Below are 12,833 nucleotides of genomic sequence, written 5' to 3' on the forward strand. Positions count from 1 at the left end.
GGTGGGAGGGAGGCGATGAACACTGGCGTTTCAGCTAGCGCCTCCCTCCCCTGAATGGGGAGGGATTGAGGGTGGGGTGATGGGAGCCACTATACCAGAAATCGACCTGGGGAAGGTTGGGTGGGGGTAACCCCTAGAAAACTAAGCCTTGGCTTCTTCGAACAGCAGTTCGACGTGTTCCCAGTTCACCAGGCTGTCGAACCAGGCTTCGAGGTACTTCGGACGGGCATTGCGGTAGTCGATGTAATAGGAGTGCTCCCACACGTCGACACCCAGGATCGGCTTGCCACCATGGACCAGCGGCGACTCGCCGTTCGGCGTCTTGGTGATTTCGAGCTTGCCGTTCTTGAGCGAAATCCAGGCCCAGCCGGAGCCGAACTGCGTGGTGCCGGCTGCAATGAAATCGGCGCGGAGCTTGTCGAAGCCGCCGAGATCAGAATCGACAGCTGCCTGCAGCTTCGCGGGCAGGTTCTTGCCGCCGCCGTTTGGCTTCATCCAGTTCCAGAAGTGAATATGGTTGTAATGCTGGCCGGCATTGTTGAACAGGCCGGCATTCTTGCCGTAGCTTTCCTTGACGATGTCTTCGAGCGGCAGGATTTCGAGACCCGAACCTTCGAGCAGCTTTTCGCCATTGGTCACATAGGCCTGGTGATGCTTGTCATGGTGAAACTCCAGCGTTTCAGCCGACATGTAGGGGCCGAGCGCATCATAGGCATAGGGCAGGGGCGGCAGAGTGAACTTGGTCGACATTTAGGCCTCCATTTGTGGATTAGACGCTGAGGTGATCGAGCCGCTTTGGAAAATCCGTCCACGGGTTTTCCAAACTGGCCCTTGGTAAAATATATAAGACGATTGTGACGGCACAGCAATCATTTGCCGGGGAACGATCCTTCCAAACCGACGGCATTTAACGCAAAGGCGTAGCACATGGCGGTTTCCTTGAGGCGATCGAAGCGCCCTGAAGCTCCGCCATGGCCGGCGCCCATATTGGTCTTGAGATATAAGGGCGCCGAGCCGCTCTTGGTTGCGCGCAGCTTGGCGACCCATTTGGCGGGTTCCCAGTAGGTGACGCGCGGATCGGTCAGGCCAGCAAGCGCGAAAATCGGCGGATAATCTTGTGCCGCGACCTGCTCATAGGGTGCGTAGGCGGCGATGCGGGCATAATCCCCGGCCGAAGCCAGCGGATTGCCCCACTCGGGCCATTCGGGCGGAGTGAGCGGCAGCGTCTCATCGAGCATGGTGTTGAGCACATCGACAAACGGCACCTGGGCGAGAATGCCGCCCCACAGGTCGGGGCGCAGGTTGGCGATGGCGCCCATCAGCATGCCGCCGGCCGAGCCGCCCTGGGCGACGATGCGGCCCTTGGCGGTGTAGCCGTCGCTGATCAGCATTTCGGCCGAAGCGATGAAATCGGTGAAGGTGTTGGTCTTGTGCTCGCGACGGCCGCCGACATACCAGCGATAGCCCTTTTCCATGCCGCCACGAATGTGGGCTGTGGCATGCACAAAGCCGCGATCGACCAGCGACAGCGCCGAGATTGAGAAGGCGGCCGGCATCGACATGCCATAGGCGCCGTAGCCATACAGAAGCGCCGGGGCGGAGCCGTCGAGCTTGGTGCCCTTGCGATAAAGCACCGTCACGGGGACCTGCTCACCGTCGGGGGCAGTGGCAAACAGGCGGCGGGTTTCGTAATGGTCCGGATTGTGGCCAGACGGCACTTCCTGCTCTTTAAGCAGGGTGCGAGTGCCGGTTTCGAGGTCCATGTCATAGGTGCGTGACGGCGTTGTCGGCGACGAATATGTCAGGCGGAACACCGAGGTATCGAACTCGTAGCCGACGGACATGCCGAGCGAATAGGCTTCCTCGTCGAATTCAACGGTCTCTTCCTTGTCGGTGCGCAGGTCTCGCACCACGATGCGCGGCAGGCCCTCGAAGCGCTCGAGGCGCAGCAGGTGGTTCTTGATCACCACGGTGTCGAGGATCAGCACGCCTTGCTGGTGTGGGATCAGGTCGCTCCAGTTCTCGGCGCCCATACTGTCGACGGGCGCGATCGCGACCTTGAAGTCCTCGGCGCCGTTGGCATTGGTGCGGATATAGAGCAGGCCGTCGCGCTCCTCGATGTCGTATTCGCGGTCGGTCAGGCGCGGGGAAACCACGCGTGGTTCGCCGCCAAGTTCTGCATCGATCAGCCAGCATTCCGAGGTCTGGTGGTCATGCGCGTCGATGACGATGAACTTGTCGGAGAGGGTGCGGCCGACGCCGACAAAAAAGCCGGGGTCTTTTTCCTCGAAGATGATCGGGTCATTGGCCTGATCGGTGCCGATAGTGTGCAGCTTGACCCGGTAAGGGCGGTGGTTGTCGTCATATTCGGTGTAGTAGATGGCGCTGGAATCATTGGTCCAGACGTAGGAGCCGGCGGTTTCGACAATGACCTCGCCGCTGTCCATGCCGGTATCGAGGTTGCGGATCACGATATCATAATATTCCGAGCCGGCGCGGTCGGCGGCCCAGGCGAGGTAGCGGTGGGAGCGATCATGCTCGGCCCCGGCAAAGCCGAAATACGCGTCGCCGGCTTCGACATTGCAATCGAGCAGGATGCTCTCGGGGCCGCCATCGCGGGCGGTGCGGACGATAAGGGGATACTGCTTGCCCTCCAGCATCCGCGAATTATAGGCGAAGGGGCCGTCCGGCGAGGCCATGCCGCTGTCGTCCTCTTTGATGCGGCCGCGGATTTCCTTGTAGATCGTGTCCTGCAGCGCCTCGGTCGGCTTGCCGAACTCGGCCTCGAAATAGCTGTTCTCGGCATCGAGATAGGAGCGGATTTCCGGGTCCAGCGTCTCGGGCCTCTGCATCACCTCCTGCCAGTTATCCGCACGCAGCCAATGGTATGGGTCATCCCGCTGGATGTTATGGAACGTGGCGGAATGCGGCTTGCGGGCAGCAACAGGAGGCGTGGTCTTGGTCATGGGTGGATCCAGAAAGGCGGGGTCCACTCACATAGGGCCGCGCCGGGACTTAGGGAAGGGGTGCAAGAAACTGCGCCTTTGTGGCCCCATCACCCCACCCTCATTCCTTCTCGCCTCAAATCGCTCCACTGGAGCGATTTGCCCTTCGGGATGGTTCGAAGCCCATTCAGGGGAGGGAGGCGCCAGCTCAAAGGCCAGTGTTCATCGCCTCCCTCCCCCTTGTGGGGACGGAATGAGGGTGGGGGTGGTTTGGGCGAGAACTATCATTCTTGTTTTCCCCCATACCTCGCGCGTGTCACCCCGTTTTGGCTTGTCCGCCGCACCTCATTGTTTAAGGTCTTGCCAACCCGGCCAGAAGAGTCGGTGCGGCGGGAGTATCGGTCTTGGAGCTCGGCATGGACGCAAGCATTGCGCTGGTGGCTATTTGGCCATTTGCGGCCGCGTTGCTGGCGCCGTGGGTCCATCGCTTCGCCAAGCCCTTTGGCGGATGGGTGCTGGCGCTGGTGCCGGGCGGGATATTTCTGTTTCTATTGACGCTGATCGACCCGGTGCTGGCGACTGGATCGGTTTCGGCCCGCATCGCCTGGGTCCCCGCCTATGATCTCGACCTGTCGTTTTTCGTCGACGGGCTGAGCCTGATCTTCGCACTGACTATCTCCGGCATTGGCACACTGGTCGTGCTGTATGCCGGCGCCTATTTGAAGGGCCATCCACATCTCGGGCGGTTTTTCGGCTTCCTGCTGGCTTTCATGGGCGCCATGCTGGGGCTGGTGCTTGCCGATAACATGCTGGCGCTGTTCATGTTCTGGGAGCTGACCTCGGTCACCTCATTCCTGCTGATCGGCTTCGATCATACCCGGATGGCAGCGCGGCGTGGCGCCATCCAGGCGCTGGTCATCACCAATATCGGCGGCATGGCCCTGCTGGTGGGCGTGCTGCTGGTGCATCAGATGACCGGCGTTTGGGACCTGAGCGCTTCGGGGGACGAGGTGCGAGGCACGGCCTTATATGGCTCGGTGCTCGGGTGCTTCCTGCTTGCGGCTTTCACCAAATCGGCGCAGGTGCCGTTTCATTTCTGGCTGCCCAATGCCATGGAGGCGCCAACCCCGGTTTCGGCATTTCTTCACTCGGCGACCATGGTGCAGGCCGGCGTTTACCTGCTGGCGCGGACCATGCCGTGGCTGGGCGGCACCGCAGCCTGGACCTGGATATTGGTGTGTTTCGGCGGCGCGACGCTGATCTGGGGCGCGTTGGGTGCGCTGCGCCAGACCGATCTCAAGCAGATGCTGGCGCAAACCACCATCGCCTCGCTAGGACTATCGGTATTGCTGCTGGGCCTGGGCTCGACTTATGCGGTATCCGCAGTAGTGATCTATTTTGTCGCCCACGCGCTGTACAAGGCTGCGCTGTTCATGGTGGTCGGGGCCGTCGACCACGAAGCAGGCACGCGCGACGTCACCGTGCTGAGTGGGCTGGCCGACCGGATGCCGGTGACCTTTATCGGCGCCGCGCTGGCAAGCCTGGCGATGATCGGGCTGCCGCTTACTCTCGGCTATTACGCCAAGGAAGAGATGTATCTCGGGCTGCTGGCGTGGCGCTGGGACGATATCGTCGTCCTCGCGGTGCTGGTGGCTGGCAACGCCACGCTGGCGGGTGTGGCCATGCTCGTCATGGTGAAGCCGTTCCTCGGGCCAACGCTCCCGACGCCAAAAGCCCTGCACGAAGCGCCCATCGCCATGCTGGCGGGACCGATCATTCTGGGCGCGGCGGGTATCGTTGCCGCCGTGATGCCGGATTGGCTGGGGCAGACTGTGCTGCAGCCGGGCGCTTCTGCTATCCTCGCAACACCGGTCGAAAGCCACCTGTCGTTGACGATCAATCCGGCCAATCCGCTGATCTGGCTGTCGGTGCTGACCTGGGTGCTCGGCCTACTGGTTTATCGCAAGATGGCGACGCTGCGCACGCTGCTGCGGCGGCTTGAAACCGGGCTAGGCTGGACGGCGGACACGGTGTTCGATGCACTGATGTTCGGGCTGATCGGCTTTTCGGCCGCGGTGACACGGTTCTTGCACCATGGAAAGCTCGAGATTTATCTGGTCACGGTGTTTGCCGCACTGGCGCTGGCGCTGATCGTGCCGATGGCTCTGCTCGGTGGTTATGCGGTGCTGCTGCCGACAAGCGATCTGGGCAACTGGTCGGCCAAGCTCGCCTGGCCGCAACTGACGATTTATGAGTGGGGCGTGGTCGCGCTGGCGCTGGTCGGCCTCGTCGCGGTTGTGCTGGCGCCGAGCCGGCTGATCGCCATCGTCGCCCTGGGCATCCAGGGCGCGGCGGTGGCGCTGATCTTCCTGCTGTTCGGGGCGCCGGACCTAGCCTTTACCCAGTTCATGGTTGAGGTGCTGTCGGTGGTGATCCTGGCGCTGGTGATGACGCGGCTGCGGCTCGACGAGCGCGATCATCGCGAGTTGGAAGACCTGGCCCGCGACGGCATGCTGGCGCTGGTCTGCGGCGTGGGCGTCAGCCTGTTGCTGATGGTGGTGCTGAGTGGCGATCTTGACACGCGCCTGTCCGAACTGTTCATCGCCACCAGCGTGCCGATCGCTCATGGCGCCAATATCGTCAACGTTATCCTGGTTGATTATCGTGGCTTTGATACGCTGGGCGAAATTTCGGTGGTGATGGGTGCCGGCATGGCAATCACGGCGCTGCTGCGCCGACGAAAGGCTGTGGCATGAACACCATCATTTTCCGCACCATGGCGCCGCTGATTGTCGCCATCATGCTGGTTTTCGCCGTCTATATCTGCCTGCGCGGCCATAACGAGCCGGGCGGTGGCTTTATCGGCGGGCTGATCGCCGCATCGGCTATCGCCATCCTCGGCATGGCCAACGGCGCAGAAGCGACCCGGCGCGCATTGCGTTTTGATCCGCTGTCCATCGCTGGCTTTGGCGTGTTCATCGCCGGGCTGTCGGGGCTGGCCTCATTGTTCACCGGCTCGCCCTTCATGACCAGTATCTGGCTGTATCTCGAACTGGGAGAGACCGTGGTGCCGCTCTCGACGCCGATGGTGTTCGATATCGGGGTGTTCCTCGTGGTGTTCGGTACCATCTCGGCGATTTCGCTTGGCCTCGAAGCCGATGGTGGGGAGGCAAGCTGATGGATTACGTGCTCGCGGCGCTGGTCGGGTGTTTTATCGCGGCGGGGATTTACCTGCTGCTGTCGCGCTCGGTCATCCGCATGCTGCTCGGGCTGGTGGTGTTCGGCAATGGCGTGAACCTGCTGATCTTCACCGCTGGCCGGTTGACTCGTGCTGCCGCCCCTATCGTTCCAGCCGGATTGAATCAGCCAGATGGCCCCGTCGCCAATCCGCTGCCGCAGGCGCTGATCCTGACCGCCATCGTCATCGGTTTTGCCGTGTTCAGCTTCCTGCTGGTGCTGGCCTTCCGGGCCTATCAAACACTCGATGCCGACAATACAGATACGATGCGCGTCGCCGAACCGGTGGATGAGCCCAATCCGCCGCTGAGCTACTAGATGGGGACGTTTGTGTTAACCGATGCGCTAATCCAGACCACCACGGCAGTTGCCGATTGGGTGCTGGTTTTGCCGCTTATTTTGGCCTTGCTCGGCGCAGCGGCGGCGCTGATGCTGCGTAAAACGGCTAACCTGTGCTTCTTACTGGCGATGCTGGTCGTAGTCGCCATAATTGCCTGCGAAATCACTCTGCTGCTGCGGGTTTTCGAGAGCGGCCCGCTCAGCATGACCATGGGTAAATGGCTGCCGCCGTTCGGTATTTCCTTCGTCGCTGACCTGTTCGGCGCCGGCTTTGCACTGGCCGCATCCGTCGTGACGCTGGTGGTTTTGGTCTACGCCGAAGGCGAGCGCGGTCAGGGTGTGGACGACAATTTCCACGCCATGGTTTTGCTGCTTCTGGCCGGCGTCACCGGCTCGTTCCTGACCGGCGATCTGTTCAATCTCTACGTCTGGTTCGAGGTGATGCTGATCGCTTCCTTCGGCCTGATGGTGCTGGGCGGACGGCCCTTACAGCTTGATGGCGCTGTAAAATACGGCTTCCTCAACTTCCTGGCGACAGCATTTTTCCTGCTGGCACTGGGCCTGCTGTATGGCCTGCTCGGCACCCTCAACATGGCCGATATCCTGCGCGGGGCGCCGCTGGCAAACCCTGCGGCAATAGCGACGATTGCTGGCATATTGCTGCTGGCTTTCGGCATGAAGGCTGCAGCTTTTCCGCTTAATGCCTGGTTGCCGGCGTCCTATCATACACCACCGGCGGCTATTTCGGCTTTATTGGCCGGCTTGCTGACCAAGGTTGGAGCCTACGCGCTGTTGCGCAGCCTCGTCGTCGTGCTTCCGGCCAGCCGGGATTTGCTTGAGCCAGTGCTGGTGGCTATCGCGGCGGCAACGCTGCTGATCGCGCCGCTGGGCGCTATTGCCGAAACCAATCTGCGGCGGGCCATAGGCTTTTTGGTGATCGGTGGGATTGGGTCGGTGCTGGCGGGCGTGGCCGTGCCGTCGCTAGAGGGCGTCAGCGGGGCGGGGCTGTATGTATTCCACGCCATGCTGACCATGACCGCGCTTTATCTGGTGGCCGGGCTGATCGAGCGGGCAACCGGGGCGACCGATACGAGGCATATGGGCGGGCTCTATGCAGCAAGTGCGCCGCTGTCGATCCTGTTCCTGGTGCTGATCCTCGCCACTGCGGGCGTGCCGCCATTCCTGGGCTTCTGGCCCAAGCTGCTACTGCTGCAGGCGAGTTTGGGGCAGGGCGGCTGGAGCGGTGGCCTGCTGGCTGGCGCGCTGCTGATCAACGCCGTGCTGACGCTGATTGCCGGCTCGCGGCTGTGGGCGCATGTGTTCTGGCGTCCTGCTCCCGGCGGGGCAACGGTGCTGCCGATGGCACGCGGCGCGGTTTGGACCGGCTTTGGCGCTACAGCGGCTCTCGCCGCGCTGATCGTCGCGGCAGGGCTTTGGCCCAATGGGCTGTTTGAAATTTTGGCCGTCGGCGCGCCTGACATGATCGATCCAGCGCGCTACGTCGAAGCCGTCGGACTTGCGGGAGTAGCGCCATGACCGTGGCTGTGATTGTGCTCATGCTGGCGCTGCTTTGGGCAGCCATCACCGGCAATTTTTCGGGGCTCAACCTGCTGCTGGGCGCGACTATCGGCGCGCTGGCAGTATCACTGCTGCGGACGGCCTTTGCCCCGCCCCGGGCCTTGCGCAAGATCCGGCAGTTCCTGTCGCTGACGCTGCTGTTTTTCTATGAACTGGCGGTCAGTGCTGTCCGCGTGGCGATCGTAGTACTGACGCCGAATCTGAGATCGGCTTTGCGCCCGAAGGTGGTAGCCTTTCCGCTCAGCGTAAAGTCGGATGCGGAGATCACGCTACTGGCCAATCTCATCACGCTGACGCCCGGCACGCTCAGCATTGATGTCAGCGCCGACCGGTCGATACTCTATGTCCATGTATTGAACGCGCAGTCGCCGGAAGCGGTGATTGCTGAGATCGCGGGTGGCTTCGAGGCCAAGGTGCGGGAGCTTTATGCATGACGCCGGCTGACGCGCTTTCTCTCGCGACTTTCATCGCTCTGATCATGCTTGCTCTGGCGCTGCTGCTATCAACGGTGCGGATCATCATCGGGCCTACGTTGGCCGACCGGGTGCTGGCGCTGGACCTGATGACGGTGGTGGCCATGGGTTTTGTCGGTACGGCGGCGATTCGCACCGGGCTGATGCTGTATCTCGACATTGCCATCGCACTGGCGCTGCTCGGTTTTGTAGCGACCATCGCTCTGGCGCGCTACATCTTGTCGCGGGTTACGTCGGAGGGGCCGCAATGACGATCTCCGACATTGCAGTTTATGCCGGGTGCGTAATCCTGGTTTTTGGCGCAGCATTCAGCCTGATTGCGAGCATCGGAGTGTTGCGACTGCCCGACCTCCTTACGCGCATGCATGCAGCCTCCAAGGCGGGTGCAGTCGGCGGAGGGCTGGTTTTGCTGGCAGTTGCGCTGCTGTGCTTTGACGCAGGCATAGCCCTGCGCGCAATTATCGGCATTGTATTCTTACTGCTCACCACGCCAGTTGCGGCTCATCTGCTAGCAAGAGCCAATTATCACGTCACTGATCAAACACCTGTGAACAAGGCAGTTGCGCAACTAAATTCAAAAAGAAGCCCAGATTCACAGAAATGAACTGAGACTTCGTAGCATGTTAATCGGGCATACTGGGTTGCGAAGCACAATGAACAGTCTTAGAGATGAAAGATGGTCGTGGCCGCCACCGTGACGACCCAAGAAAAATAATGAAAGGTTGAATTATGAGTGACATCGCCGGATCGGCGACGGGTTACGAGCACGATCTTATCGAGCTCAGCACCGACATCGTCTCTGCTTACGTGAGCCACAACTCGGTCAGTGTGACTGATTTGCCCAAGCTGATTGCCGAAGTTCACGGTGCTCTGCGTGCGCTTCAGAACAACGAAGTGCAGGTGCCCGTCGAAGAATTGAAGCCTGCCGTGCCGGTTCGCAAGTCTGTTGCTGCCGACTACATCATCTGCCTCGAAGACGGCAAGAAGTTCAAGTCGCTGAAGCGCCACCTTCGCACGCATTATAATCTCTCGCCGGAAGAATACCGCGAGAAGTGGGGCTTGCCTGCCGATTACCCAATGGTTGCTCCCAACTATTCGGCTACGCGCTCCAAGCTTGCCAAGGATAACGGGCTCGGCCGCAAGGCTGCTGCCTAACTTACCCTACATCCACTACGAGACGTCGCGTCCATCCGGACCCCGGCGAGAACCAGCCTCAAACGGCCGCCCACCAGGGCGGCCGTTTGACTTTCTACAGACTTATCCCCCTCCGCTCTTGCCTATCGCAGTATGTAGGAATTAAATCCTGATACACAGCGAGGCAGGCACATGCACCACACTCCTTTTCCCTCGACGATCCAGCACGCCGTGCCTTGGGGCGCCACCGCTCAGCGCAACTGCGATCGGGTGATTGCCCTGGTAGCTCAACAAAAAAGCGTTCCAATACGGCTGCTTACCGACGCCAACCGAGGCCGCCGTGGCGCAGCGCGGGCTCGCCAGCTGGCGATGTATCTGTCCCATGTCGTCTATGGCCGCAGCTTAGCCGAAATCGGCAAAGCCTTCGGGCGAGATAGGACAACTGTCTCATATGCCTGTGCGTTGATCGAAGATATGCGCGATGATCCGCGCTTTGACGAGGAGGTGTGTGCGCTGGAGCTACAACTGGAAACCTCCATGGCGACGGAGGTGGACCATGTCCGCTAGGGCGCCCGGCGATGGCGCGGGAGATGCCTTTCTCGGGCCGCATCATCTGGCGGCGGCGGAGCGGTTGGAACGCTTGATATTGCGGGCACAGCTGATGCCACGGGTGACCATGTCGTATAATCCGGCCAGTGCCGGTGGCGGGAACCGGGGCGCCAATAGCGTCGAGACCGGCAGCGACAGTGCCGCCGCCGCCCGCCAGAAGCTCAACCGCCTGGCGGGGATGTTGCCGCCCGATTGCTGGGGCGTGCTGATCGACTGTTACGGCCTCGGCAAGGGGTTGCAAGTGATCGAGACCGAACGGCGCTGGCCGCGGCGCAGTGCCAAGCTGGTGTTGCGCATCGGGCTCGACCAGCTTGCCGCCCAGTTCGGACTGGCGCCGCATGCGACGGGCGGGGAGCGCGTACCGGCGCAAAACTGGCTGGAGCAGCGCCTGCCGCTGATCGCGGCGAAGTTACCATAACCATCTAGTGTTCGGTAATAATTGGCTATCCCCCAGCATGCTACAAAGGGCGATGCGGCACAAATTCATCTCGGTTCAGTACCTGCGCGGCTTCGCGGCGATGTTCGTTCTGGCATCTCACGCGCTCTTGTATCCGCTGGTCGGGCATCACCTCGGCTATAGCCGGCTAGGCTGGATGGGCGTCATCCTGTTTTTCGTGATTTCCGGCTTCATCATGGTTGCAGTGACCGGGGAAGGCCGTTTCTCTCCCATGGATTTCTTGCGTCGCCGCTTCATCCGCATCGTTCCGATGTATTGGGGCGCGACCCTGATTGCCGCCGGATTGGCACTGTTTGCGCCCAGCCTGTTCAAGACCACGGTCTATGATACCGGCCAATTGGTGCTGTCGCTGCTGTTCATTCCGTTTCACAACCCGGTCAGCGGTGGAATTCATCCGCTCTACAAACTGGGCTGGACGCTGAACTACGAAGTGTTCTTCTATGTCTGTTTTGCGCTGCTGGCCTTTCTCGGCGCGCAGGCCCGCGTTATCGGTCTGACCGTAGCTTTTTCGGTGCTGACGGCGATCGGCGCGATGTTGCGGCCGGAGCCGGCTATTGCCGAGTTCTATACGAGCTTCATGCCGCTGGCATTTTGCGCCGGTGCCTGGATTGGGTTGGCGACCTTGCGCGGCAGGATAACGACCCTGCCGCGGCCAGCGGTGTACGCCGTCGCCCTAATCGGCCTGGTGGGGCTGGTCGAGGGTTTTTCCGTTAATCGCGGGCTGCTTGAGGACGGGCTGGCTTTTATCGGACTTGCGGCCTTCGCCTCGGCTCTGGTGCTGCTGGCGGTGCGCTTTGAGCATGCGCTGCCCAGGATCCACCTGCTTGAGCTGATCGGCGACGCGTCCTATTCGATCTATCTTGTGCACATCTACGAGGTCGCCATTCTCGCCGGCCTGGCATTCAAGCTGCTCGATCCGGCTGACCTGTGGGCGGACTACTTTATCGCCGCAGTTTCGGTCGTCGGCGGCACGCTAGCTGGGATCGTGGTGTATCGCTGGGTGGAAATGCCGGCGCTGCGCTTCTTCAACGGCGTGTTTGGCAAGAAGCGCCCGCTGCCGGTACCGGCCGAATAGCTTAGCTCAGCGCTTTGCCTTCGGCGCGGATGCGGTTGACCATGGCGACGAGGCCATTGGAGCGCTGCATGCCCAGATGCTCGCTGAGACCAACTTTCTTGAACCACTCGATAGCATCGGTCTGGGTGATTTCCGTCGCTGGCCGGCCCGAATAGAGGGCGATGAGCACGGCGACCAAGCCCCTGGTGATGATGGCATCGGACTGGCCCCGGAAGCCCATGACCGGCAGCCCGCCAGAGCGGTCCACGCTGGACACCAGCCAGACATTTGACACGCAGCCCTTGACCTTGTTTTCGGCAGTCTTGTCGGCCTCAGCTATCTGCGGCAGCGCCTGCCCAAGCTCGATGAGGTAATTCAGCCGGTCTTCCCAATCGTCGAGGAAGGAGAGGTTTTCGGCAATGTCCTGGAAGGCTTGGGGCTGGCTCATTTCGATTACCTAATCAACGCGCAGCGGCAATACCAGAGCGGCATGGCAAAGAAAAGGCCACAAGCACGGGGCAGCGTGCTTGTGGCTCAGGACCAGAGCTCGTTGGGGTGTCGCTTGGGGAAGTGACACGAGGACTGGTATTCTATCCTGCCCAGTCCGGACGCATTCTCGGAACCGGCGCCAGCTTGACCGTCGAAGTCTCATGCATGGGCGTCGCGATGGTCTGGGAGGTCTGTAGCGTGATGCTTTCCAGCGTATGCCCGGCAATGGCCTTGCCGCCGATGCACTGCAAGCTGTCGCATTGAATGGTGCTGATCTGCTCGGCGACGACGCGGCTGCCCGCGGCCATGGCCTGCTGTGAGAGGGCATTGGCATCCGGAAAATCAACGCCGGGCTTGATCACCATATAGGCGACCGTCAGCCAGAAAAGGGAGCGAACCACTACGAACATTGCCAATACCGGAAATCTCTCGCGGGCCAGATGCGACCTGCCAGACCGACATTAGGGAGAGGTCGTTAAACCGCGTTGGGACTTTTAGATAAAATTTGAAACAAATGC

General features: G+C 61.1%; 15 protein-coding genes. 11 read left to right on the top strand and 4 right to left on the bottom strand.

The features are described from left to right. Nucleotides 1-141: 141 nt before the first annotated feature. Both WH91_RS06825 and WH91_RS06830 read right to left on the bottom strand, forming a co-directional pair. Nucleotides 142-750, bottom strand: a complete 609-nt coding sequence (locus WH91_RS06825; RefSeq protein ID WP_046170253.1) for a superoxide dismutase — start codon at nt 748-750, stop codon at nt 142-144. 119 nt (nt 751-869) lie between these two features. Then, nucleotides 870-2,966: a S9 family peptidase gene (locus WH91_RS06830; RefSeq protein ID WP_046170254.1), complete on the bottom strand. Its 2,097-nt coding sequence runs from the start codon at nt 2,964-2,966 to the stop codon at nt 870-872. 395 nt (nt 2,967-3,361) lie between these two features. Between WH91_RS06830 and mbhE the strand changes: the two genes are divergently transcribed. The 11 genes from mbhE (at nt 3,362) to WH91_RS22520 (ending at nt 11,847) form a co-directional block, all read left to right on the top strand. Further along, on the top strand, nt 3,362-5,701 hold the full coding sequence (mbhE, locus tag WH91_RS06835; protein WP_046170255.1) for a hydrogen gas-evolving membrane-bound hydrogenase subunit E: 2,340 nt from the start codon (nt 3,362-3,364) through the stop codon (nt 5,699-5,701). Further along, complete coding sequence (locus WH91_RS06840; protein ID WP_046170256.1) at nt 5,698-6,123, top strand: MnhB domain-containing protein; 426 nt, start codon at nt 5,698-5,700, stop codon at nt 6,121-6,123. Before mbhE ends, WH91_RS06840 begins: the two co-directional genes overlap by 4 nt. Continuing rightward, a complete protein-coding gene (locus tag WH91_RS06845) occupies nt 6,123-6,500 on the top strand; it encodes a Na+/H+ antiporter subunit C (protein WP_046170257.1) in 378 nt (125 codons plus the stop codon). Before WH91_RS06840 ends, WH91_RS06845 begins: the two co-directional genes overlap by 1 nt. Then, nucleotides 6,501-8,057 (top strand): proton-conducting transporter transmembrane domain-containing protein, encoded by a 1,557-nt coding sequence (locus WH91_RS06850; protein ID WP_046170258.1) that lies wholly within the window; start codon nt 6,501-6,503, stop codon nt 8,055-8,057. It begins immediately after the preceding gene. Beyond that, the gene (locus tag WH91_RS06855; RefSeq protein WP_046170259.1) at nt 8,054-8,533 is read left to right on the top strand and encodes a Na+/H+ antiporter subunit E; all 480 of its coding nucleotides are present in this window, start codon (nt 8,054-8,056) and stop codon (nt 8,531-8,533) included. Before WH91_RS06850 ends, WH91_RS06855 begins: the two co-directional genes overlap by 4 nt. Continuing rightward, entirely contained in the window at nt 8,530-8,823 is a 294-nt protein-coding gene (locus WH91_RS06860) for a monovalent cation/H+ antiporter complex subunit F (protein WP_046170260.1), read from the top strand. The genes WH91_RS06855 and WH91_RS06860 overlap by 4 nt, the downstream gene beginning before the upstream one ends. Beyond that, complete coding sequence (gene mnhG / locus WH91_RS06865; RefSeq protein WP_046170261.1) at nt 8,820-9,176, top strand: monovalent cation/H(+) antiporter subunit G; 357 nt, start codon at nt 8,820-8,822, stop codon at nt 9,174-9,176. Before WH91_RS06860 ends, mnhG begins: the two co-directional genes overlap by 4 nt. 125 nt (nt 9,177-9,301) lie before the next feature. Beyond that, entirely contained in the window at nt 9,302-9,727 is a 426-nt protein-coding gene (locus WH91_RS06870) for a Ros/MucR family transcriptional regulator (protein ID WP_046170262.1), read from the top strand. A 171-nt stretch (nt 9,728-9,898) separates the two neighbouring features. Beyond that, a complete protein-coding gene (locus WH91_RS06875; protein WP_052952647.1) occupies nt 9,899-10,273 on the top strand; it encodes a helix-turn-helix domain-containing protein in 375 nt (124 codons plus the stop codon). After that, the gene (locus WH91_RS06880; protein ID WP_052952648.1) at nt 10,263-10,733 is read left to right on the top strand and encodes a DUF6456 domain-containing protein; all 471 of its coding nucleotides are present in this window, start codon (nt 10,263-10,265) and stop codon (nt 10,731-10,733) included. The genes WH91_RS06875 and WH91_RS06880 overlap by 11 nt, the downstream gene beginning before the upstream one ends. A gap of 52 nt (nt 10,734-10,785) precedes the next feature. Continuing rightward, nucleotides 10,786-11,847, top strand: coding sequence for an acyltransferase family protein (locus WH91_RS22520; protein ID WP_052952649.1), 1,062 nt, complete (start codon nt 10,786-10,788; stop codon nt 11,845-11,847). A 1-nt stretch (nt 11,848) separates the two neighbouring features. On the opposite strand, the gene WH91_RS06890 is transcribed toward WH91_RS22520, so the two are convergent. Together WH91_RS06890 and WH91_RS06895 are read right to left on the bottom strand one after the other, a co-directional pair. Beyond that, the gene (locus WH91_RS06890; RefSeq protein ID WP_046170263.1) at nt 11,849-12,274 is read right to left on the bottom strand and encodes a SufE family protein; all 426 of its coding nucleotides are present in this window, start codon (nt 12,272-12,274) and stop codon (nt 11,849-11,851) included. Nucleotides 12,275-12,416: 142 nt separating this feature from the next. Next, nucleotides 12,417-12,725: a hypothetical protein gene (locus tag WH91_RS06895; RefSeq protein WP_046170264.1), complete on the bottom strand. Its 309-nt coding sequence runs from the start codon at nt 12,723-12,725 to the stop codon at nt 12,417-12,419. Nucleotides 12,726-12,833: the final 108 nt, after the last annotated feature.

The organism is Devosia psychrophila (genome assembly GCF_000971275.1).
GTDB classification, from domain to species: domain Bacteria; phylum Pseudomonadota; class Alphaproteobacteria; order Rhizobiales; family Devosiaceae; genus Devosia; species Devosia psychrophila.